The sequence below is a fragment of the Phytopseudomonas daroniae genome (assembly GCF_004327275.1).
Taxonomy (GTDB): domain Bacteria; phylum Pseudomonadota; class Gammaproteobacteria; order Pseudomonadales; family Pseudomonadaceae; genus Aquipseudomonas; species Aquipseudomonas daroniae.
In genome coordinates this window covers 201,767-223,912 of sequence record NZ_QJUJ01000001.1, presented here as the reverse complement: position 1 = coordinate 223,912, position 22,146 = coordinate 201,767, and the positions used below count along the sequence as shown (strand labels likewise).

At 63.6% G+C, this 22,146-nt stretch carries 16 protein-coding genes; 10 read left to right on the top strand and 6 right to left on the bottom strand.

Features of this window, described 5'->3' with window-relative positions; translation table 11 throughout:
* Nucleotides 1-17: 17 nt before the first annotated feature.
* From hemL to DNK10_RS01105, 3 genes are read right to left on the bottom strand one after another with little or no spacing between them, the layout of a single operon-like run.
* Nucleotides 18-1,307 carry a glutamate-1-semialdehyde 2,1-aminomutase gene (hemL, locus tag DNK10_RS01115; protein ID WP_131190306.1) on the bottom strand — a complete coding sequence of 430 codons (1,290 nt, stop codon included), beginning with the start codon at nucleotides 1,305-1,307 and terminating at the stop codon, nucleotides 18-20.
* Nucleotides 1,308-1,338: 31 nt separating this feature from the next.
* A complete protein-coding gene (gene thiE / locus DNK10_RS01110) occupies nucleotides 1,339-1,962 on the bottom strand; it encodes a thiamine phosphate synthase (protein WP_131190305.1) in 624 nt (207 codons plus the stop codon).
* A gap of 10 nt (nucleotides 1,963-1,972) precedes the next feature.
* Nucleotides 1,973-2,809, bottom strand: coding sequence for a bifunctional hydroxymethylpyrimidine kinase/phosphomethylpyrimidine kinase (locus tag DNK10_RS01105; protein ID WP_131190783.1), 837 nt, complete (start codon nucleotides 2,807-2,809; stop codon nucleotides 1,973-1,975).
* 244 nt (nucleotides 2,810-3,053) lie between these two features.
* Between DNK10_RS01105 and DNK10_RS01100 the strand changes: the two genes are divergently transcribed.
* From DNK10_RS01100 to DNK10_RS01070, 7 genes are all read left to right on the top strand, one after another.
* Nucleotides 3,054-4,238 carry an MFS transporter gene (locus DNK10_RS01100; RefSeq protein ID WP_131190304.1) on the top strand — a complete coding sequence of 395 codons (1,185 nt, stop codon included), beginning with the start codon at nucleotides 3,054-3,056 and terminating at the stop codon, nucleotides 4,236-4,238.
* 106 nt (nucleotides 4,239-4,344) lie between these two features.
* Entirely contained in the window at nucleotides 4,345-5,103 is a 759-nt protein-coding gene (locus DNK10_RS01095; protein ID WP_131190303.1) for a siderophore ferric iron reductase, read from the top strand.
* Nucleotides 5,097-5,864 carry an ABC transporter ATP-binding protein gene (locus DNK10_RS01090; protein WP_131180869.1) on the top strand — a complete coding sequence of 256 codons (768 nt, stop codon included), beginning with the start codon at nucleotides 5,097-5,099 and terminating at the stop codon, nucleotides 5,862-5,864. Before DNK10_RS01095 ends, DNK10_RS01090 begins: the two co-directional genes overlap by 7 nt.
* 2 nt (nucleotides 5,865-5,866) lie before the next feature.
* Entirely contained in the window at nucleotides 5,867-7,882 is a 2,016-nt protein-coding gene (gene fhuB, locus DNK10_RS01085) for a Fe(3+)-hydroxamate ABC transporter permease FhuB (protein ID WP_131190302.1), read from the top strand.
* Complete coding sequence (locus tag DNK10_RS01080) at nucleotides 7,879-8,742, top strand: ABC transporter substrate-binding protein (RefSeq protein WP_131190301.1); 864 nt, start codon at nucleotides 7,879-7,881, stop codon at nucleotides 8,740-8,742. The genes fhuB and DNK10_RS01080 overlap by 4 nt, the downstream gene beginning before the upstream one ends.
* A gap of 153 nt (nucleotides 8,743-8,895) precedes the next feature.
* Complete coding sequence (locus tag DNK10_RS01075) at nucleotides 8,896-11,301, top strand: hybrid sensor histidine kinase/response regulator (RefSeq protein ID WP_131180866.1); 2,406 nt, start codon at nucleotides 8,896-8,898, stop codon at nucleotides 11,299-11,301.
* A gap of 159 nt (nucleotides 11,302-11,460) precedes the next feature.
* On the top strand, nucleotides 11,461-13,110 hold the full coding sequence (locus DNK10_RS01070) for an acyl-CoA dehydrogenase family protein (protein WP_131190300.1): 1,650 nt from the start codon (nucleotides 11,461-11,463) through the stop codon (nucleotides 13,108-13,110).
* A gap of 31 nt (nucleotides 13,111-13,141) precedes the next feature.
* Here DNK10_RS01070 and dapC read toward each other — a convergent pair whose 3' ends face one another.
* Nucleotides 13,142-14,338: a succinyldiaminopimelate transaminase gene (gene dapC / locus DNK10_RS01065; RefSeq protein WP_131190299.1), complete on the bottom strand. Its 1,197-nt coding sequence runs from the start codon at nucleotides 14,336-14,338 to the stop codon at nucleotides 13,142-13,144.
* 202 nt (nucleotides 14,339-14,540) lie between these two features.
* Here dapC and DNK10_RS01060 point away from each other — a divergent pair, with 202 nt between their 5' ends.
* The gene (locus DNK10_RS01060) at nucleotides 14,541-16,433 is read left to right on the top strand and encodes a methyl-accepting chemotaxis protein (protein WP_131180863.1); all 1,893 of its coding nucleotides are present in this window, start codon (nucleotides 14,541-14,543) and stop codon (nucleotides 16,431-16,433) included.
* 51 nt (nucleotides 16,434-16,484) lie between these two features.
* Here DNK10_RS01060 and DNK10_RS01055 read toward each other — a convergent pair whose 3' ends face one another.
* Together DNK10_RS01055 and map are read right to left on the bottom strand one after the other, a co-directional pair.
* A complete protein-coding gene (locus tag DNK10_RS01055) occupies nucleotides 16,485-19,181 on the bottom strand; it encodes a [protein-PII] uridylyltransferase (RefSeq protein WP_131190298.1) in 2,697 nt (898 codons plus the stop codon).
* A 35-nt stretch (nucleotides 19,182-19,216) separates the two neighbouring features.
* A complete protein-coding gene (gene map, locus DNK10_RS01050) occupies nucleotides 19,217-20,017 on the bottom strand; it encodes a type I methionyl aminopeptidase (protein WP_131180861.1) in 801 nt (266 codons plus the stop codon).
* A 302-nt stretch (nucleotides 20,018-20,319) separates the two neighbouring features.
* Between map and rpsB the strand changes: the two genes are divergently transcribed.
* Both rpsB and tsf read left to right on the top strand, forming a co-directional pair.
* On the top strand, nucleotides 20,320-21,063 hold the full coding sequence (gene rpsB / locus DNK10_RS01045) for a 30S ribosomal protein S2 (RefSeq protein WP_131180860.1): 744 nt from the start codon (nucleotides 20,320-20,322) through the stop codon (nucleotides 21,061-21,063).
* Between the two features lie 128 nt (nucleotides 21,064-21,191).
* Complete coding sequence (gene tsf / locus DNK10_RS01040; protein WP_131180859.1) at nucleotides 21,192-22,055, top strand: translation elongation factor Ts; 864 nt, start codon at nucleotides 21,192-21,194, stop codon at nucleotides 22,053-22,055.
* Nucleotides 22,056-22,146 lie beyond the last annotated feature (91 nt).

Sequence of the window (22,146 nt, the reverse complement as noted above, 5' to 3'; positions counted from 1 at the left end):
GCATAATTGGCCGATTCTTACGCCTGCTTGAGGATGGCGAAAGCGCGCTCGGCGGCGTCCAGGGTCAGCTTCAGCTCGGCCTCGCCATGGGCGATGGAGGTGAAACCCGCCTCGAACGCACTCGGCGCCAGGTACACGCCGCCTTCCAGCATCAGGTGGAAGAAGCGCTTGAAGCGCTCGGCATCGCTGGCCATCACGTCGTCGAAGGTAACGATGTCGTCGGCGCCGCTGAAATACAGCCCGAACATGCCACCCGCCTGGGTGGTGACGAACGGGATGCCGGCAGCATCGGCGCGCTCTTGCAGCCCCTGCAGCAGCTTGCTGGTGTAGTCGCTCAGTTCGGCATGGAAGCCCGGGCGGCTGATCAGCTTCAGGGTGGTCAGGCCGGCAGCCATGGCCAGCGGGTTACCGGACAGCGTACCGGCCTGGTAGACCGGGCCGAGCGGAGCGATACATTCCATGATCGCGCGCTTGCCGCCAAAGCAGCCGACCGGCATGCCGCCACCGATGATCTTGCCGAAGGTCGACAGATCCGGCGTCACGCCGTAATGCGCCTGGGCGCCGCCGAGGGAAACGCGGAAACCGGTCATCACTTCGTCGAAGATCAGCACCACGCCGTGCTGGTCGCAGAGGCTGCGCAGGCCTTCGAGGAAGCCAGGTGCTGGCGGTACGCAGTTCATGTTGCCGGCGACCGGTTCGACGATGATGCAGGCGACCTCGCTGCCGACCTTGCCGAGCATCTCGGCGACTGCGTTGATATCGTTGAACGGCAGGGTCAGGGTGTGTTTGGCGAAGGCCGCCGGCACACCTGCGGAGTTCGGCACGCCCTGGGTCAGGGCGCCGGAACCGGCCTTGACCAGCAGGCTGTCGGAATGACCGTGGTAGCAGCCTTCGAATTTGATGATGCTGTCGCGGCCGGTGTAGCCACGGGCCAGGCGGATGGCGCTCATGGTCGCCTCGGTGCCAGAGCTGACCATGCGCACCATTTCCATGGATGGCACCAGCGCGCAGACCAGATCGGCCATCTCGGTTTCCATGACGGTCGGGGCGCCGTAGGACAGGCCGTGGTCGAGCTGGCGGCGTACCGCGTCGATCACCTCGGGGTGGCTGTGGCCGAGGATCATCGGGCCCCAGGAACCGACATAGTCGACATAGCGCTTGTCGTCCTCGTCCGTCACGTAGGCGCCGATGGCGTGCTTGAAGAACAGCGGCGTGCCGCCCACGCTCTTGAAGGCGCGCACCGGCGAGTTGACGCCGCCAGGAATGTGTTTCTGGGCGTTGGCGAAGAGGATTTCGGAGCGGGACATGATGGGCTCTCTCTTAAAAATTAAATCAGACCTATTCGAACAGAGCGCTGAAGGCGCGAGCACGGCGTTCGACTTCGGCAGCGGAATCGGCGGCGAACAGGGCGTGGATCACGGCGATCATGCTGGCGCCTGTTTCGATCAAGGGTGCGGCGTTGTGCAGGTCGATGCCACCGATGGCGACGATCGGCAACTGCACGCGTGCTTTGGCGGTCGCCAGCAGCTCGGGCGTGGCCGCTGGCGCGCCGGGTTTGGTATGGGAATTGAAGAAACGACCGAAGGCCACGTAGCTGGCACCTTCCCGGGCGGCCTGTTCGGCCAGCTCCAGGCGTGCGTGGCAGGTGCCGCCGATGATCGCCTTGCGCCCTAGCAGGGTGCGGGCCACGGCCAGCGAGCCATCTTCCTGGCCCAGGTGCAGGCCGACGCCCAGGCGTGCGGCGAGTTCGGCGTCGTCGTTGATGATCAACGCAGCGCCATAGCGTTCGCACAGGCTGCGCAACGCTTCGGCTTCGCGCAGACGACGAGCCTCATCGGTGGATTTGTCGCGGTATTGCAGCAGGCGCGCGCCACCGGCGAGGGCCGCTTCGACATAAGGCAGCAGTTTGCCGTCGGCGAGTAACTGGCTATCGGTGATGGCGTACAGGCCACGCAGTTTCATCGGACTTCCCTCAGGCGAAATCGAGGGGCAGGCGACGCGGTACGAACTGACCGCGACCCGGTTGTTCGGCATCGCGCAGGGTGCGCCAAGTGTAGTCCAGCGCGGTTTGTACCGCGCTGATCAGATCCTGTCCCAGGGCTATACGGCCGGCGAGGGTGCTGGCCAGGGTGCAGCCGGAGCCGTGATAGCTGCCGGGTAGCCGCGGGCAGGTAAAGGTGTGCTGGCTGCCATCGCGCAGGTACAGGCGGTTATGCACGACATCGCTTTCGTCGCCATGGCCGCCGGTGATCAGCAGGTGACGGATATGCGGCAGCAGCTTGTCCGCGCATTCATCCGGCGTGCCGTCTGGCAGTTCGGCGAGGATGCGCGCTTCCGGCAGGTTGGGCGTGGCGATGGTGGAAGCGGCGAACAGCCGCTCGCGCATGGCGAAACCGACTTCGTCCTTGCCCAGGGCGCCGCCACCACCAGCGCGCAGCACCGGGTCGCAGACCAGCGGCACGCCCGGCAGCTTGTCCATGATCATCAGAACCGTCTCGACCATTTCCACCGAACCGAGCATGCCCAGCTTGACCGCGGCCACCGGCATATCGGCGATCACCGCGTGGGCCTGGGCGAGTACCCAGTCGCGGTCGAGCACACGGAAGTCGCTGACGTCGACCGTGTCCTGCACAGTCAGCGCGGTGACTGTCGGGGCAGCGTGGCAACCCTGGGCCAGCAGCGCTTCGATATCGGCCTGCAGGCCGGCGCCACCGCTTGGGTCGTGGCCGGACAGGCACAGTACCACCGGGCGAGAAGGGGCGAGGCGGGCGGTGCTGCGCTCGTAATCAGGGAGGCCGAAATCGATCATCTGTGTCACGGGTTCCGGTTGACGGGTACGGCGGCAACCGCAGTACCTGGTTGATCGGGGCTCGCACCAGCGGGTGGCCGGCGGCATTTTCGTGGGGCGCGAGCTTAACATTTAATGCGCCACCATGAGCCTTGGATGACAGGTGTGAATGCCGCATATGGTTTCCGCCATTCGGCATCGCGGTTCGCTTTTCCGCTGCTGCCCATGCATCATTCAGCGCCCAGTCCGTCGCTGTTGCCGAACCATGAATCTGCGTTTCTATTTGATTGCCATGACCGCCCTGGCCGTGGTCACCGACAACCTGATCATTCCTTTCTATCCGCAGTATTTCGCCGAGCGTTTCGACAACCCGCCGCCCGAGCATGTCGGTCTTTATCTCGCGGCGATCAGCCTGACGGTGATGGCCGTCTTTCCTGTGTGGGCGCGGCTGGCCAAGCGTGTGCATCCGGTGCGCATCCTGATCGGCGCGCAGTTCATGGCCGGTGCCCTGACCGCGGCGCTGACCTTTATCGATTCGCTGCCGCTGTTCTGGGTGGTGTCGCTGGTGATGATCGTATTCAAGGGCAGCTATCTGCTCATGTACCCCTACGTGATGAGCCTGCAGCAACAGGACAGCCATACCCAGACCATCGGTACGCTGTCGGTGGTGGTGCATTTCGGCGCGATTCTCGGCGCAGCGGCGGGCGGACTGGTGTTGCAGGTGCTGGCCATCGGTGATGTGTTTCTGATCATGGCGGCGGGCGACTTCATCCAGATGGCCATCTGCATGCATCTGATCCGCGGTCATCTGCCGCGCAGTGGCGAGCCCGCCGAGGCAGCGACGGAGGGAGAGACTGTCGCTGCCACCGGTACACGCAGCCTGTTGGCGATCTATCGGCTTTGTGTGGTGATGCTGCTGTTCTATTTCGTCGCCTATGTCACCCGGCCGTTCTTCGCCGTGTACTGGCAGCAGGTGGCAACCTGGAACAGCGAACTGATGGCCGGCTTCGTCTATTCCCTGCCGGGCGCCGTGGCGGTATTCGCGCTGTGGTGGAGCAGGCGCTCGGCGGCCAAGGGGGCGACCCGTGATGGCATCTTCGCCGGCCTGCTGCTGGGCGCCGCGGCGACCTTCATCCAGGGCTTCGATAACCAGTGGTTGATTCTGCTTGGGCGGGTGTTGTTCGGCTGGGCGCTGTATCAGGTCACGGTGCGCCTGGATGCCCTGTTGTTCGAATTGAGTACGCCAGAGAACTACGGCGTGGACTTCAGCAAGATCAATATCTTCCAGTGCCTGGGCACCATGGGGGCTTCCTATGGCGCTGGTCTGCTGGTCAGCCACTACGGCCAGCACATGCCGTTCTGGGTCGGTGCGGTGGGTCTGGTGATCACCGCGGCAGTCTTCCCGCTGCTGATTCGCAAACCGTCGGAAATCGCCGTTGCGCGCGAATGATAATTTGATGCGTTCGCAAATGCCGTGGTTAAATCCGTGATCCGCTGCGCAGGCCTCAGGCTGGCGCAGCGCGACCGTCACGCATTTTCTTCGGGGCCGATTCACGATGTACCAGGCCAACAGCGACCTAGCGCAACTACTTGATGTCACCGCACGTACTCTGCCGGGCATTCCCGCGCGAGTGGGCGTCAGCGCTGATGACGAACTTGCCTGCGGCGCGGCCGGCAACCAGGCGCGAATCGCCGCCCTTTATGGATACCTGCAGTCGAGCTTTCCCGAGGCAGGGGCGCATTACTGGACGGTGCGCACCTGGACGCTGCTGATCTGGCAACCCATCTACCTGAGTCTGTTCGGTGTGCACCTCGCCGAGCGTGCGCCGTGCCTCGACGGCATGGGGCAGACCGTGTGCAATGGCATGGTCTATGGCTTCTGCCTGCCCGAACATTGCCCGCGCCGCGCAGCCCAAGATGGGCTTATCGATTTCGCCGCCGAGCAATTGCAGCAACTGGTCGAGCGCCAGTGGCAGGAGTTCGACGCGGTGGCCGGCATTCAGCGCAAGCTGGCTCGGCGCCTGCAGGCCGATTGCGTGTTGGGCGCGCTGCTGATGATCCAGCGACAACAGTCCCTGGCCAACGAGCGGCTGCAGCAACTGGAAGGGCGCTGGCTGGATGCGCTCGATCTGCGCGGCAACAGCTCGTTGATCGAAGTGCGCCTGGACGATGGCCGCGAGCGCCTGGCGCTGGGGCGCAAGGTCTGTTGCCAGCACTTTCGCCGCGCCGACGGCCAGCTCTGCAGCACCTGCCCGAAACTCAAGCAGGAAGAGCGGCTGACGCGCCTGCGCCAGGAGCTAAGCCTCGAATGCTGAAACTGAACGATATCCAGGTACGTCGCGACGGTCGCCTGACCCTGGCACTGGACGAACTGCAACTGGCAGGCGACCAATTCACCGTGATTCTCGGCCATAACGGCTCGGGCAAATCGACGCTGATGAACCTGATCGCCCGGCAGTTGCAGCCGGACACCGGTACTCTGCAGCTCGACGGCAAGCCACTGAGCAGTTTCAGCCAGCGCGAATTCGCCCGCCGCGTGGCGTTTCTACCCCAGCGCCTGCCGGATGTCGCCGGGCTCACCGTGCGCGAGCTGGTGCGCCTCGGACGCTTTCCCTGGCGTGGCTTGCTTGGCAGTTGGCAAGCCGAGGATCGGCAGATGATCGAACAGGCCATGGCGCAGACCGATGTCGAGCAGTACGCCGATCACCTGGCCGATACCCTCTCTGGGGGCGAGCGTCAGCGGGCCTGGATCGCCATGTTGCTGGCCCAGCAGTCGCCGCTGATCCTGCTCGATGAGCCGACCTCGGCGCTGGATCTGGCTCACCAGTACGAACTGATGACGCTGCTGCGCGAACTCAATCTGGCGACCGGCCGGGGTATCGTCGCCATCCTCCACGACATCAACCTCACCGCCCGCTATGCCGACCGCATCGTCGCGCTCAAGCAGGGACGGGTGTTCTTCGACGGCACGCCGGACGAACTGCTGCACAGCCCACTGCTCAGCGGGCTCTACGACATCGATATCGAACTGATCGAGCAGCCTGGCAGCGCCCGCAAGATCGCCGTGGTGGCCTGAAGATGGGTTTCAGCGAAGCGCGTCAGGGCGCGGTCGCCAGCGAGTTCGGTGGGCAAGTGCTGCGCTATGGCCTGACCTTCGGCCTGCTGCTGGTGCTGATGGTTGTGCACCTGCAACTGAGCACCGCGCTACCCCTGGCTCAGCAGTGGGCGGTACTCGGCGGTGCCGTGCAGGAGGATTTCGATGCCCTGCAATTCAATCTGTCGGCCCTGCCTCGGCTGGTCATCGCCTTGCTGGTCGGTGCGGCGCTGGGACTATCGGGCAGCGTGCTGCAGCAACTGACGCAGAACCGCCTGGTCTCGCCGATGACCATCGGAGCTTCGTCCGGTGCCTGGCTTGGGCTGGTCTGCGCGACCTTGCTGGTGCCGACGTTCGCCGCCAATCACGGGCACTGGGCGGCGCTGGCCGGTGCGCTGCTGTCGGTCGGCCTGGTGCTGGTGATCGCCGGGCGCAACGGCATCGCCGGCTTGCCGGTGGTACTGGCGGGCATGGCCATGAACCTGCTCCTCGGTGCTTTGGCCGCGGGCCTGGTACTGCTCAACAACCAGTACACCAGTGGGCTGTTCGTCTGGGGGGCTGGAGATCTTGCACAGATCGACTGGCACTGGGTCGGCTGGCTGTGGCCCAAGCTGTTGATCGGCCTGCTGGTCATTTTCCTCGCGCCGCGCCCGCTGACCCTGCTGCAACTGGGCAGCGACGGCGCCCAGGCTCGTGGCTTGAACCTGTGGCCGGTGATGCTGGCGCTGTTCATGGTATCGATCTGGATGACGGCCGTATCGATCACTGCGGTGGGCCTGATCGGCTTTATCGGCCTGTTGACGCCCAACCTGGCGCGCCTGTTCGGCGCCCGTCGCTCCCGGGATGAGTTGCTCTACAGCGTGTTGCTCGGTGCCGTGCTGCTGCTCGCCACCGATGCCCTGGCACTGCTGGCCAATCGCTGGACGGCGGATCTGGTACCCAGCGGCGCGGCGGCGGCACTGATCGGCGCGCCGGCGTTGTTATGGCTGTCGCGCCGCCAGTTGTCCGCCGATGACGCCCGCGGTCTGGAGTTGCCGGAAGGGCCGGAGCGGGTGCGCCGCCGCTATGGGCTTCTGGTGCTGGCGCTGACTATTGCTGTGGTACTGCTGAGCATCTGCCTGGGCCGCAGCAGCGTGGGCTGGCAGTTCGAGTGGCCATCGTCGCTGATCTGGGCGTTACGTTGGCCGCGAGTACTTACCGCTGCTGCGGCGGGCTGTGGCCTGGCCATCGCCGGGGTGCTGTTGCAGCGCCTGCTGCGCAATCCGCTGGCCAGCCCGGACATTCTCGGCCTCTCGGCGGGGGCGACCCTGGCGGTGATGCTGGCCCTGATGATTTTCGGTGGCTCGCTGCTGGGATTCACGGCGCCGATCGCCGCCTTTATCGGCAGTCTCGCGGTGCTCGCCGTGCTGTTGCTGCTGGGGCGTCGTCACCAGTATTCGCCGGCGCTGATGGCGCTGGTCGGTATTTCCCTCACTGCGCTGCTCAACGCGGCGTTGCAGTTTGGCCTGGCCAAGGGAACGGCCGATTCCTTCGCGTTGCTCGGCTGGCTGGCCGGCTCGACCTACCGGGTCTCGGCGGCGCAATCCTTGTGGTTGGCCATGGGCGTGCTATTACTGGGCGTGCTCAGCCTGCTGTGCCATCGCGCGCTCACACTGATCTCCATCGGTGATGGCGTGGCCCTGAGTCGCGGCCTGGATGTGCGTACGGCTCGCCTGGCACTGTTGGTGCTGGTGTCGCTACTCTGTGCACTGGTTACCAGCCTGATGGGGCCGGTGGCCTTTCTTGGCTTGCTGGCGCCGCACATGGCTGCGATTCTGGGGGCACGCCGGGTGGTGTCGCAGTTATTGCTGGCGGCGGCACTGGGCGGTTTGCTGATGTTGCTGGCGGACTGGTTCGGTCGCGTGCTGATCTTCCCGCTGCAATTGCCGGTCGGCATCGTCGCCTCGGTGGTGTGCGGCAGCTATTTCGTTTACCTGTTGGTCAAGAGGCGCCTGGCATGAAGGATCTGTTGCGCGCTGTCTCGTTGCTGTTATGCCTGGTTGCGGGCTTTGCCGGGGCGCAGCCGCGGGTGGTGGCGCTGAGCTGGGAAGCGGCCGAGCACCTGCTGAAACTGGATATCACCCCCATCGCCGTGGCCGATGCCGGGGATTACCGCACCTGGGTGGTACGCCCGCGCCTGCCGGACGAGGTGCCAAGTGCTGGCTCACGTACCGAGCCGAACCTGGAGCTGCTGGCGCAACTGAAGCCGGAGCTGATCGTCATTCCACCGCTGCTGGAAGACATTCGCGGCAAACTCGAGCGCATCGCGCCAGTGGCCGCCTACAGCAGCTTCAGCCAGCAGCACGACAATTACCTCGCCGCTCGCGACAACTACCTGGCCCTGGCCCAGCGCTTCGGTCGCGAGGAGCAGGCACTGCGCGAGTTGGCGGCGATGCAGGCACGGGTCGATGAGCTGCACCGGCGCCTGGTCGAGCATTTCCGCGGATCTTTGCCCAAGGTCGCGGTGATTCGCTTTTCCTCGCCCACGGCAGTGTTCATCAACGGCGCCAACTCCATGGCCGACCACGCCATGCAGTTGCTGCACCTGCAGCCGGCCTATCCGCTGCCACGCAGCCCCTGGGGCATCGTGCAATCGCCAGTGACCACCCTGGGGCGCATCGACGAGGGCGTGATCCTGCATATCGAGCCTTTCGCCCAGCAGGATCAACTGTTCAACACGCCGCTCTGGCAAGCCATGCCGTTCGTGCGCGAAGGGCGCTTCGCTGCCATGCGTTCGACCTGGACTTATGGCGGAGTGTTTTCCATCGAATACCTGGCCGAGGCGATCACCGAGGCTCTACTGCGCCTGCCGGCACAATGACCGGCCTCGACGTTTCCTTACCGTAGTACTTGCGATGACTGGCTGACAGACCCTAGAGTTGCCGGCATTCCTATTTCGAGCCGTGCAAGTCAGTGTCATCGTGAGGGTGTGGGGCCTTCCGATATTGCTCTGTATGGCCATTTGCGGGGCTGCATGCGTTTTTTCCTGATCATTCTTCTGGCGATTTGCCCGGTATTGGCGAGTGCTGCGGGGCCGGCCGTGTTCGACGAGAACACCCGATCCTTGCCGCTTGGCCAGCTGATGTCCGTGTTCGAGGACGTACGGGGCGACAAGACCATTGACGACGTCACCTCCAGAGCCCTGCAAGGCAGCTTCCGCGCCCATGACAAACCGGTATTGAACGCTGGCTATTCCCGCTCGGCCTTCTGGTTGCGGGTCGACCTGCAGTACCTGCCTCAGGATTCCATCGCCCACGGCCTCCATCATCACTGGCTGCTGGAACTGGCCTATCCGCCGCTGGATCATCTGGAACTCTACGAGGCGGATTCCGATGGCCACTTTCGTCTGACCCAACGCACCGGCGATGCGCTGCCGTTCTCCAGTCGGGAAATTCGCCAGAACAATTACCTGTTCTCCCTCGATTTCGAGCCGGATCAGGTGCGCCGGGTTTACCTGCGTATTGAAAGCCAGGGGTCGATCCAGGCGCCGTTGACCCTCTGGTCGCCCACAGCCTACCTGGAAAAGCAGCCGGCGCGCATCTACGTGCTGGGCATCATCTACGGCGTGTTGCTGGTGATGCTGATCTACAACCTGTTCATCTTCATCAGCGTTCGCGATACCAGTTACCTCTATTACATCTTGTATATCGCTTCGTTCGGCCTCTATCAGGTGTCGGTCAATGGTGCCGGTATCGAGTTCTTCTGGCCCGACAACCCCTGGTGGGCGAACGTTGCCACGCCATTCCTGATCGGCGCCACGGCGCTGTTCGGTTGCCAGTTCGCGCGCAGTTTCCTGCAGACCAGCGAGCACAGCCCCTGGGTCGACCGCTGCCTGTTGCTGCTGATGCTCTGGGGCACGGCGGTGATGGTGCTGGCGTTGACCGTCAGCTACGCCGTATCGCTGCGCCTGGCCACCGTTCTGGCGCTGGTGTTCACCCTGGTGGTGTCCATCGCCGGCGTGCTGGCCTGGCTGCGCGGCATGCGGGTGGCGCGCTACTTCATCATCGCCTGGGCGGCCTTTCTGATCGGTGGCGTGGTCAACACGCTGATGGTGCTCGGCTACCTGCCCAACGTGTTCCTGACCATGTACGCCAGTCAGATCGGCAGCGCGATCGAGGTCGCGTTGCTATCGCTGGCGCTGGCCGACCGTATCAACGGGATGAAGGAGGAGCGTGCACGCATCCTGCAGAGTGCCGCTGCCAAGCTGGAGGCGCTGAACCACGAACTGGCCGACAGCAACCGCCTCAAGGACGACTTCCTGGCCACTGTGACCCACGAACTGCGCACGCCGATGAACGGCGTCATCGGCTCCCTGGAGCTGATGCAGACTCTGCGCCTGGAGCCGGAGGTCGAGCAATACCAGAAGACCGCGACGCGCTCGGCGCGGGACATGATGCAGATGGTCAACGACATCCTCGCGCTCACCGAACTGCAATCCGGCAGGCTCTACCCGCGGCGAGAGACCTTCAGCCTGCGCGGCCTGCTCGATGGTGTGTGCGCCAACTACGAAGGCCGTGCGCGAGACAAGGGCCTGGCTTTCACGCTCGATCTGGACGAGCGCCTGCCCGATACCGTGGAAGGCGATGCGGTAAAACTGGCGCAAGGGCTGGGCTACCTGCTGGATAACGCCATCAAGTTCACTGCCGCTGGAAAGGTTTGCCTGCGCGTGCGCGGTGGTGAGCCGACGCTCGAGGCCCTGCCGCTGAGCTTCGAGGTGATCGATGCAGGCATCGGTCTGGCGGATGCCCGCGAAGCTGACCTGTACCTCCGCTTCCATCAGCTCGACAACTCGATGACTCGACAATACGGCGGTCTCGGCATCGGCCTGAGCATCTGCCGGCAACTGGTCGATCTGCTGGGCGGCAGCCTGGCGTATGAGCCCAATCGTGCCGGCGCGGGCGGCAGCATCTTTCGCCTGAGTCTGACGCTGGCCTTGCCGGTGCAGAAGGGCGCGAGCGAGCCGGTGGTGCGCCGCGCCAATGGCAGCCCCGTGCGCGTGCCGGAGCAATGCACCGTGCTGGTGGTCGAGGACAATGCCATCAACCAACTGGTGATCCGCGGCATGCTGCTCAAGCTCGGTTACCGGGTACGCACTGCGGACAATGGCAGCGAAGCCCTGGAGTGCCTGCAGCGCGAGTCGGTCGACGCGCTGCTGCTCGATTGCCAGATGCCGGTGATGGATGGTTTCGCCACCTGTCGAGCGCTGCGCCTGTTGCCCGGCTGTGCCGAGCTGCCGGTGCTGGCGATCACGGCCCACAGCCAGTCCGGCGACCGCGAGCGCTGCCTGGCCGCCGGGATGAGCGACTACCTGGCCAAGCCGGTGAAGTTCGACGAGCTGCGGGTACTGTTGCATGACTGGGTGCTGTGCCGGACAGCTTGAGTATGGCCAGGTCGCGGCCGGCATTGGCACAAATCCGGCTTTAAGAGCCTGTGGGCTTCTGCTTCACTGGAATGAGCCACCCCGCGACCGCCGCGCTCGGTCGTTTCCAGGTTCGCTCACCTTCCGCCCGTGCGCCGTCGGCGCCGAGGAGCACGCAGCATGATGCCCAGCCAGTATGCCGAAACCCATGAGGTGTTCAACCAGCCGTTGCCGTTGGAGGGCAGTAACCTGTACCGCATCGACCTGCCCCTGCAGGAGTGGGCAGGCCGCTTCGACGGCGCCTGGGGCGTATCGCGGATGGACGCCTATGGTGCGCTGGCCGGCGGCGAACTGATGACCGCCGGCTTTCTTGCCAACCAGAACGAGCCCGTGTTCAAGAGCCATGATCGCTACGGGCATCGCATCGACGTCGTCGAGTTCCACCCGGCCTACCATCGGTTGATGGAGGCGGCGATCACCCATGGCATTCCCTCCATGCCCTGGGTCGCTCCGCGCCGCGGTGCCCAGGTGGTTCGTGCGGCCATGAGCTACCTGCACAGCCAGGCCGAAGCCGGCAGCGGATGCCCGTTGACCATGACCTTCGCCAGTGTGCCGGCGCTGCGGATGCAGCCGGATATCGCCGAACGCTGGCTGCCGAAGATCCTTTCCTGCGAATACGATCCGCGCAACCTGCCCTTCGAACAGAAGGCCGGCGCCACCATTGGCATGGCCATGACCGAGAAGCAGGGGGGCAGCGACGTGCGGGCCAACACCACGCGAGCCCATGCGTTGGGTGCAACTGGGCCGGGCGGCGCCTATGAGCTGGTCGGGCACAAGTGGTTCTGCTCGGCACCGATGTGCGATGGCTTTCTCACCCTGGCCTATACCGACAAGGGCCTCAGTTGCTTTTTGCTACCGCGCCACCGGCCGGATGATACCCGCAACCCGTTCTACATCCAGCGCCTGAAGGACAAACTGGGCAACCGCTCCAACGCTTCCGCCGAGGTGGAGTACCGGGGCGCCCTCGCGTGGATGATCGGCGAGGAAGGGCGCGGCGTGCCGACCATCATCGAAATGGTCGCCATGACCCGCTTCGACTGCATGATCGGCTCCAGTGCGCTGATGCGCCAGGCCCTCAGCCAGGCCCTGCACCATTGCGCGCAGCGGCAGGTCGGCGGACGAGCGCTGAGCGACCTGCCGCTGATGCAGAACGTGCTGGCCGATCTGGCCCTGGAAAGCGAGGCGGCGCTGGCGCTGACCCTGCGTATGGGGCGCGCCCTGGATCGGCCGGATGACCCGCACGAGCGAGCCTTCGCCCGCCTGGTCACCGCCGTGGGCAAGTACTGGATATGCAAGCGCGCACCGGCAATGATCAACGAGGCGGCGGAATGCCTGGGCGGTGCCGGCTACGTGGAGGACAGCATCCTGCCGCGGCTGTATCGCGAGGCGCCGGTCAACTCGACCTGGGAAGGCTCGGGCAACGTGCAGTGCCTGGATGTGCTGCGCGCCTTGTCGAAGGAGGCGGGGATGCTCGATGCGCTGTTGATGCAGCTAGGCGACGGCCACGGCGACGCCCGTCTCAAGGCGCACATCGCCGGCCTGCAGAGGGATCTGCGTGACAGCGACGATATTCATTATCGCGCCCGGCAGATCACCGAAGACATCGCTCTGGCCCTGCAGGCCGGCCTGCTCCTCGAGGCGGGTAACGAGGTGGTCGCCGATGCCTTCATCGCCAGCCGCATCGCCGGCCGAGGCAGGGTATACGGTGGCTTGCCGCGGGGCGTCGATGTCGCGGCGCTGCTGGCCAGGAGCATGCCGGCACTCGGCTGAGGCCGCGTGCCGCCAGCCTGCGTCCTTGGCGTCAGCCGCGCTGGATGAACCGGCGGATACGCCGTGCGGCCTCCACGCACTCCTCCAGCGGTGCGACCAGGGCCATGCGCACACGGCCGCTGCCTGGGTTGAAACCATCCACTTCCCGCGACAGATAGGAGCCCGGCACCACGGTGACATGTTCCTGGGCGAACAGCGCGCGGGTGAACTCGGCATCGTCGCCCGGCGTCCTGGCCCATAGATAGAAGCCGCCATCCGGACGTTGCACATCGAGTACGTCCTGCAGGATTTCCAGCACGGCATCGAACTTCTCGCGGTACAGATCGCGGTTGGCGCGCACATGATCCTCGTCCTGCCAGGCAGCGATGCTGGCCAGCTGGGTTTGTACCGGCATGGCGCAACCATGGTAGGTGCGGTACAGCAGGAAGGCCTTGAGGATTTCCGCGTCGCCCGCCACGAACCCCGAACGCAGGCCCGGCAGATTCGAGCGCTTGGACAGGCTGTGGAACACCACGCAACGTTTGAAATCGTTGCGGCCCAGTTCGGCGCAAGCGGTCAGCAGGCCGGCTGGCGGATTCTGTTCGTCGAAGTACAGTTCGCTGTAGCACTCGTCGGCGGCAATGACGAAGTCGTACTGATCCGCCAGGGCGATCAGCTTTTTCAGCGTTTCCAGCGGAATCAGCGCGCCAGTCGGGTTGCCCGGCGAACAGAGGAAGAGGATCTGGCAGCGCTGCCATACTTCTGGCGCTACGGCGTCGAAATCCGGGTTGAAGCCATGTTCGACCAGGCACGGCAGGTAATGTGGCCGGGTGCCGGCGAGCAGGGCTGCGCCTTCGTAGATCTGATAGAAGGGATTGGGGCTGACCACCAGGCCGTCGACGTCACGCTGGGCGACGGTCTGGGTGAAGGCGAACAGCGCCTCGCGGGTGCCGTTCACCGGCAGCACATGCCGTGCCGCATCGAGCCAGCCGGTCGGTACCTTGAAGCGGCGTTCGCACCAGTGGGCGATGGCTTCGCGCAGCGCCGGGATGCCCAGCGTGGTTGGGTAGACCGCCAGTTGTTCGAGGTTGTCGGTCAGCGCCTGGGCGACGAACGCCGGCGAGCGGTGTTTGGGCTCGCCGATGGACAGGGCGATGGGCGAGCGGTCGGCTGCGGGCTGTACACCGGCGAGCAGGGCGCGGAGTTTCTCGAACGGGTAGGGCTGCAACTGGGCGAGGGCGTGGTTCATGATGATCCGACGTGTCCTTTGTAGGGCGGCGACAAAGCTGCCGACACTAGCACGCGGGGCGGCTTCAGGAAAATTCCCTTTCGCCCGTCCGATAGGCGTCATTTTGGGGCGCCATGCTGATGCCCGGTTCTAAAGGCTGGCTACTTCGAGCCGATAGCCTGACTGCAACCCGTTATCAGCCATTCTTTAGCGAGACCCCTCTATGCGCACCCTCAAGTTCAGCCACAAGATCATGCTGGCTGCGTCCCTGGTGGTCATTGCAGCTTTTGCGTCGTTCGCGTTGTACAACGACTACCTGCAACGCACCTCGATTCGCGACAACCTGGCGCACTATCTCCACGACGTCGGTCAGGTATCCACCGGCAACATCCAGCATTGGCTCAATGGGCGCATGCAGTTGCTGGATAACCTCGCCGAATCGGTTCAGGACGACAGCGCGCCCGATCCGCTGGCCAGAAACCTGCAGCACCGCAGCATCGCCTCCGCCTTTCTGTACGCCTACTTCGGTCAGGCCGATGGCACCTATACCCAGTTTCCTCCTAGCGAATTACCCGCAGGTTATGACCCGCGTCAGCGGCCCTGGTACAAGAGCGCGGCGGGCAGCAGCGGGCCGGGTCTGACCGAGCCCTACCTGGCGGCCGATCCACGTGATGGCCTGCTGATCACCATCACCCGTCCCGTCAATGCCGGCGGTAGCCTGCAGGGCGTGGTGGGCGGCGACCTCAAGTTGCAGACGGTCGACGACATCCTCAACTCCTTCGATCTGGGCGGTATGGGCTATGCCTTCCTGGTCGACGACAAGGGCACGGTGCTGGTGCACCCGGACAAGAGCCTGGTGCTCAAGAAACTGCCGGATCTGTTCCCCAGTGGTGCGCCGCGTCTGGAGTCCGGTTTGCAGGGCGTCTCGGCCGTCGATGGCAGTGCGCGTATCGTCACTTTCCTACCGGTGCAGGGGCTGGCCGGCGTGCATTGGTATGTCGGCCTGTCCGTCGACGAAGGCAAGGCGTTCGCTGCTCTGCGTGAATTCCGCATCTCGGCGCTGATGTCCACGATCATCGGCGTTATCGCGATCCTGCTGTTGCTCGGGGCGCTGATCCGCATCCTGCTGCGCCCGCTGCACGTGATGAGCCACGCCATGGGGGGCATCGCCGAGGGAGAGGGCGACCTGACCCAGCGTCTGAAAATCGATTCCGGCGACGAGTTCGGCGAGTTGGCGGGTGCCTTCAACCGCTTCGTCGAGCGTATCCACGAATCGATCCGCGAAGTGGCCTCGGCAACCCGTGAAGTTCACGCCCGCGTGAGTACCGTGGTCGAGGCGTCCAATGCCTCCATGGGTAACTCCAACGAACAGGCCGCGCGTACCGACAGCGTTGCCGCGGCGATCAACCAGCTTGGTGCTGCCGCCCAGGAAATCGCCCGCAACGCCGCCGATGCGTCGGTGCAGGCCAGCGATGCCCGCCGTGATGCCGAAGAAGGGCAGAGCATGGTCGAGCGCACGCTGGGCTCCATGGGCGATCTGTCGGACAAGATTCAGGCCTCCGGCAGCCATATCGAGGTGCTCAGCCAGAAGAGCAACGACATTGGCCAGATTCTCGATGTGATCAAGGGCATTTCCGAGCAGACCAACCTGCTGGCGCTCAACGCCGCCATCGAAGCGGCCCGTGCCGGAGAGGCGGGGCGTGGCTTCGCCGTGGTCGCGGATGAAGTGCGCAACCTGGCGCAACGCACGCAGAGCTCGGCGCAGGAAATCCAGCAGATGATCGAGCAGTTGCAGGCCGGTGCTCGCGACGCCGTAGCGACCATGGGCGAAAGCCGACGGTTCAGCGACGACAGCGTGCGCATCGGCGGGCAGGCCGGCGAGAACCTGCGTGGCGTGACCCGCCGCATCGGCGAGATCGACGGCATGAACCAGTCCGTGGCCACCGCCACCGAGGAGCAGACCTCGGTGATCGAGAGCCTGAACATGGACATCACCGAGATCAACACCCTGAACCAGGACGGTGTGCGCAACCTGCAGTCCAGTCTCAGCGCCTGTACCGAGCTGGATCAGCAGGTCGGCCGGCTCAAGCAACTGGTGGACAGTTTCAGAATCTGAGGGAGCTGAAGCGGGCGCGGGCCTCGTTGCGAGGCCCGCGCTGTTGACCGTTTAGATGCTGATTTGCAGCGGACTTGGGCTACTCGTCGCCGACAGCTTGGTGATGATGGTCTGCTGCAGGCGTGCGCACAGCTCCGGGTCGGACAGCGGCTGGTTGTTGGCATCGGTGACGAAGAATACGTCCTCCACCCGTTCGCCCAGGGTGGCGATCTTGGCGTTCTGCAGCGACAGGTCGAAGTCGAGGAAGATCCGCCCGATCTTGGCCAGCAGGCCGGGGCGATCCGGTGCCGTCAGTTCCAATACGGTCACCGGTCGCTGCGCATCGTTATGGATGGTTACCTGCGGCGCGAAGGAGAAGTGCTTGAGCTGGCGTGGTACCCGGCGCTGGATGATGTTGGGGTACTCGTCAGGGTGTTTCAGCGTATCGACCAGGCTCTGGCGGATTTGCTTGATGCGTTGCGGGTTATCGCCGATGGAGCCACCTTCTACCTCCAGCACGATGTAGGTGTCGAGGGTGAACTGGCTGGTCGAAGTGAGAATCCGCGCATCGTGAATGTTCAGGTTGAGCTGCGTCATGGCAGCCACCGTCACGGCGAAGAAATCGTGCTGATCCGGCGCGTAGATGAAAATCTGCGTGCCGCCCTCGTACTCGCGCTGGGTGGTTTCCTTGATCAGTACCAGCGGGCCGCCGTCGTCCGGGTGCTGAAGGATCGCATCGGTGTGCCAGGCCACATCGCCGGCGGTATGGCGCAGGAAGTAGTCATCGCCTAGCTGCGCCCATAGCTGCTCGACTTCATCGGAGTCGGTGCCGCTGCGTACCAGGGTATCCAGCGCCGCGCTCTGGGTCAGGCGAATCTGCTCTTCGCGCTCCACCGGGTTTTCCAGGCCGCGGAGCAGGGCCCGCTTGGTTTCCGTGTAGAGCTGGCGCATCAGGCTGGCGCGCCAGGAGTTCCACAGGCTCGGGTTGGTAGCGTTGATGTCGGCCACGGTGAGCACGTAGAGATAGTCCAGGTGGGTCTGGTCGCCGACGAACGCGGCGAAGTCGTGGATCACCTGCGGGTCGGACAGATCCTTGCGCTGGGCCGTGGTCGACATCGCCAGGTGGTTCTGTACCAGCCAGACGATCAGCCCGGTGTCCCAGGCCGGCAGATGATGGCGCTGGCCGAAGGCTTCGGCATCGATGGCGCCGAGCTCGGAGTGGTCACCGCCACGGCCCTTGCCGATATCGTGATAGAGACCGGCCAGGTAGATCAGCTCGGGCTTTGGCAGCTTGTCGATCAGTTTGCTGGCCAGGGGGAACTTCTCCGCCAGCTCCGGCCACTTGAACTTGCGCAGGTGCTTGATCAGGTTGAGCGTGTGGGCATCGACCGTGTAGATGTGGAACAGGTCGTGCTGCATCTGCCCGACGATATGGCCGAACTCCGGCAGGTAGCGACCGAGGATGCCGTAGCGGTTCATGCGGCGCAGGTTGCGGTGGATGCCCTGTTCGCACTTGAACAGCTCGATGAACAGGCTGGTGTTGCGAATGTCCTTGCGGAAATCGTCGTCGATCAGGTGACGGTGATCGCGCAGCAGGCGGATGGTGTCGGCGCATACGCCCTTCAGATCCGGGTGCTGGGCCATCAGCACGAAGATCTCGATGATGGCGAACGGCGTGCGCTTGAACACGTTCGGGTGGGTCACCTCGATGTAGCCGTCGCGAACCTGGAAACGGCTGTTCAGCGGCGTCGCCGGGCCACTGTCACCGGCACGCAGGATCTCTTCCTCGAAGTGCTGGTTGATCAGGTCGCTCAGCTCGGCGATGCCCATCACCACGCGGTAGTACTTCTGCATGAAGCGCTCGATGGTGCGCTTGGTGTCGCCTTCGTTGTAGCCGAGCAGCTCGGCCACCTTGCTCTGGTGGTCGAACAGCAGCCGGTCTTCGGCGCGCCCGGCCAGCATGTGCAGGGCGTAGCGCACCTTCCAGAGAAACTCCTGGGAGGAGGCCAGCAGGGTGTATTCGCTTTCCAGCAGAAAACCCTGGCCAACCATCGCATGCAGGTTGAGGGTGCCGAAGTGGCGGCGTGCGACCCAGAGAATGGTCTGGATGTCGCGCAGCCCGCCAGGCGAGCCCTTGACGTTGGGCTCCAGGTTGTACTCGGTGTCGTTGTACTTGGCGTGCCGGCTTTTCTGTTCCTGGCGCTTGGCCAGGAAGAATTCCTGGCTCGGCCACATGTGCGCGCTGGCGGTCACTTCCTGCATGCGCCCACGCAGATGTTCGGGGCCGGCAATGGTACGGCTTTCCATCAGGTTGGTGATGACCGTCAGGTCGGCGCGAGCCTCTTCGGCGCATTCGGCGACCGAACGCACGCTCTGGCCGACTTCCAGGCCGATGTCCCAGAGCAGGGTGAGGAAGCCTTCGATCGCTTCGCGGAAGGTTTCCTGATCGTCGCTGCCGAGCAGAACCAGCAGGTCGATGTCCGAATAGGGGTGCAGTTCGCCACGGCCATAACCGCCCACCGCCAGCAGGGCGATTTCGGCATCCTCGCTCCAGGAAAAACGATTCCAGGCTTCCAGCAGGATCTGGTCGGTGAACCAGGCACGATCTTCGACCAGGCGGCGCATGTCGCGGCCGCTACGAAAGCGCGCATCGAGCACTTCGTGGGCGCGACGAATGGCTTTCTTGAAGGCGCCGATGGGGCTGGACTTGAGCGCCAGTTCCGCCTGGAACTGGCCGCGATCGAACAACTCGGAGTCTACCTGCGGCATGTAGCGGCCTTCCTTCTATAAGGCGAGGTTCGAGATCAGGCGGAAACCCGCGCGATGGTGTCATCGCCACGCAGGGTGAAAATCTCGTAACCGTCGGCGGTGACCAGCAGGGTGTGCTCCCACTGCGCGGACAGCTTGCGATCCTTGGTGATCGCGGTCCAGCCGTCACCCAGTACGCGGGTTTCCGCGCGGCCCTGGTTGATCATCGGCTCGATGGTGAAGGTCATGCCTTCCTTGAGCTCCATTCCGGTACCGGCACGGCCGTAATGCAGCACCTGCGGGTCTTCGTGAAACACCGAACCGATGCCGTGACCGCAGAACTCGCGTACCACCGAGAAACCATGCTTCTCGGCATGCTTCTGGATCACTTCACCGATGTCGCCCAGGCGGGCACCCGGACGTACCACTTCGATGCCCTTGTACAGGCATTCCTGGGTGATGCGCGACAGGCGCTCGGCCCACTCCGGAACCTTGCCGACGTGGAACATGCGACTGGTGTCGCCGTAGTAGCCGTCCTTGATCACGGTGACGTCGATGTTCATCACATCACCTTCCTTGAGCGGCTTGTCGTTGGGAATGCCGTGGCACACCACATGGTTGAGCGAGGTGCATATGGATTTGGGGAAACCAGGGCGGCCCGGTGCGGCGCCGTAATTGAGCGGCGCGGGAATGGCCTTCTGCACGTTGACGATGTGGTCATGGCAGAGGGTGTTCAGCTCGTCCGTGGTGACGCCTGGTTTGACATGCTCGGCGATCATCTCCAGCACTTCGGCGGCCAGGCGGCCGGCGATGCGCATTTTCTCGATTTCATCGGGCGTCTTGAGGGTGACGGTCATGGTGATCTCGGTATCTCTGTAAAGTGCGCCATTTTAAGCCGCAAGCCACAAGCTGCAAGCCGCAAGTTAAGAGCAGGGCGCCTATCTTGAGTTTGACTCGCCTGCTCAGGTCGCCAACCATACGGCTTGTGGCTTGCCGCTTGTAGCTTATGACTGCTACTTGTGGTATAAAACGCGCCGCTTTACGGGGCAGCCCCCCGAAAGCTTAACCCCACACACGTGTCGACACGATTTCCTGGGTGCCCGCAAGGGTTGGAAATTGGGACGCGTGGAGGCCTAACCCGACTTATCAAGGAACTATCATGTCCCAAGTCAATATGCGCGATATGCTGAAGGCCGGTGTGCACTTCGGTCACCAGACCCGTTACTGGAACCCGAAAATGGGCAAGTACATTTTCGGTGCGCGTAACAAGATTCACATCATCAACCTTGAAAAGACCCTGCCGATGTTCAACGACGCGCTGTCGTTCGTTGAAAAGCTGGCTGCTGGCAAGAACAAGATCCTGTTCGTCGGCACCAAGCGTTCCGCTGGCAAGATCGTTCGCGAAGAAGCTGCTCGTTGCAACTCGCCGTTCGTCGATCACCGCTGGTTGGGCGGCATGCTCACCAACTACAAGACCATCCGTGCCTCGATCAAGCGTCTGCGTGATCTGGAAGTGCAGTCCCAGGACGGCACCTTCACCAAGCTGACCAAGAAAGAAGCGCTGATGCGCACCCGTGATCTGGAAAAACTGGATCGCAGCCTGGGTGGTATCAAGGACATGGGCGGCCTGCCGGACGCACTGTTCGTCATCGACGTTGATCACGAGCGCATCGCGATCACCGAAGCCAACAAGCTGGGCATCCCGGTCATCGGCGTTGTCGATACCAACAGCAGCCCAGAAGGCGTTGACTACATCATCCCGGGTAACGACGACGCCATCCGCGCCATCCAGCTGTACATGGGTGCCATGGCCGACGCCGTGATCCGTGGTCGCAGCAACGTTGGCGGCGCTACCGAAGCGTTCGTCGAAGAAGCGCCGGCTGCCGAAGCTGCCGAAGGCTGAGCGGTAACGCAGAGCACCTAGTGTTATGCGCTGCGCAAAAAGGGGGCTAGGCCCCCTTTTTGCCACTCACAGATTTGATCGCCCGTATGACGGGCGATGGTTGAAGACCTACCAAGAGGATTTTCAAAATGGCAGAGATCACTGCAGCCCTGGTTAAAGAACTGCGCGAGCGTACTGGCCAAGGCATGATGGAATGCAAGAAGGCCCTGGTTGCCGCCGGTGGCGACATCGAGAAAGCCATCGACGACATGCGCGCCTCGGGTGCCATCAAGGCCGCCAAGAAAGCGGGCAACATCGCCGCTGAAGGCGCTATCGCCGCTCGCGTCGAAGGTGGCCGTGGCCTGATCATCGAAGTCAACTCGCAGACCGACTTCCTGGCTCTGCAGGACGACTTCAAGGGCTTCGTGAAAGAAAGCCTGGATGAAGCCTTCACTCAGAACCTGACCGAAGTCGCTCCGCTGATCGCTTCCCGCGAATCCGCGCGTGAGGCCTTGGTTGCCAAGTGCGGCGAGAACGTCAACATCCGTCGTTTGACCGCAGTCGCCGGCGAAACCGTTGGTGCTTACCTGCACGGCCACCGTATCGGTGTTCTGGTCGTCCTGAAAGGCGGTAACGACGAGCTGGCCAAGCACGTTGCCATGCACGTTGCTGCTTCCAACCCGGCCGTTGTTTCGCCGGATCAGGTCTCCGAAGAGCTGGTTGCCAAGGAAAAAGAAATCTTCCTGCAGCTGAATGCCGAGAAAATCGCTGGCAAGCCGGAAAACATCGTCGAGAACATGATCAAGGGCCGCATCAACAAGTTCCTGGCCGAAGCCAGCCTGGTTGAGCAAGCCTTCATCATGGATCCGGAAGTCAAGGTTGGTGAGCTGGTGAAGAAAGCCGGTGCTGAAATCGTTTCCTTCGTACGTTACGAAGTGGGCGAGGGCATCGAGAAGGCCGAGACCGACTTCGCTGCCGAAGTCGCTGCCCAGGTTGCTGCCAGCAAGCAGTAACAGGCACCTCAGCTAGCGCCCCAGAAGAGGCTGCCCGCTCACGCGCGCGGCCTCTTTTACAAATGGGATTTTTTTCAAGGCGGCGGTTGGT

Coding starts and splice junctions, on each gene's coding strand:
- hemL (WP_131190306.1), bottom strand. CDS start 1,307: ATGTCCCGCTCCGAAATCCTCTTCGCCAACGCCCAGAAACACATTCCT.
- thiE (WP_131190305.1), bottom strand. CDS start 1,962: ATGAAACTGCGTGGCCTGTACGCCATCACCGATAGCCAGTTACTCGCC.
- DNK10_RS01105 (WP_131190783.1), bottom strand. CDS start 2,809: ATGATCGATTTCGGCCTCCCTGATTACGAGCGCAGCACCGCCCGCCTC.
- DNK10_RS01100 (WP_131190304.1), top strand. CDS start 3,054: ATGAATCTGCGTTTCTATTTGATTGCCATGACCGCCCTGGCCGTGGTC.
- DNK10_RS01095 (WP_131190303.1), top strand. CDS start 4,345: ATGTACCAGGCCAACAGCGACCTAGCGCAACTACTTGATGTCACCGCA.
- DNK10_RS01090 (WP_131180869.1), top strand. CDS start 5,097: ATGCTGAAACTGAACGATATCCAGGTACGTCGCGACGGTCGCCTGACC.
- fhuB (WP_131190302.1), top strand. CDS start 5,867: ATGGGTTTCAGCGAAGCGCGTCAGGGCGCGGTCGCCAGCGAGTTCGGT.
- DNK10_RS01080 (WP_131190301.1), top strand. CDS start 7,879: ATGAAGGATCTGTTGCGCGCTGTCTCGTTGCTGTTATGCCTGGTTGCG.
- DNK10_RS01075 (WP_131180866.1), top strand. CDS start 8,896: ATGCGTTTTTTCCTGATCATTCTTCTGGCGATTTGCCCGGTATTGGCG.
- DNK10_RS01070 (WP_131190300.1), top strand. CDS start 11,461: ATGATGCCCAGCCAGTATGCCGAAACCCATGAGGTGTTCAACCAGCCG.
- dapC (WP_131190299.1), bottom strand. CDS start 14,338: ATGAACCACGCCCTCGCCCAGTTGCAGCCCTACCCGTTCGAGAAACTC.
- DNK10_RS01060 (WP_131180863.1), top strand. CDS start 14,541: ATGCGCACCCTCAAGTTCAGCCACAAGATCATGCTGGCTGCGTCCCTG.
- DNK10_RS01055 (WP_131190298.1), bottom strand. CDS start 19,181: ATGCCGCAGGTAGACTCCGAGTTGTTCGATCGCGGCCAGTTCCAGGCG.
- map (WP_131180861.1), bottom strand. CDS start 20,017: ATGACCGTCACCCTCAAGACGCCCGATGAAATCGAGAAAATGCGCATC.
- rpsB (WP_131180860.1), top strand. CDS start 20,320: ATGTCCCAAGTCAATATGCGCGATATGCTGAAGGCCGGTGTGCACTTC.
- tsf (WP_131180859.1), top strand. CDS start 21,192: ATGGCAGAGATCACTGCAGCCCTGGTTAAAGAACTGCGCGAGCGTACT.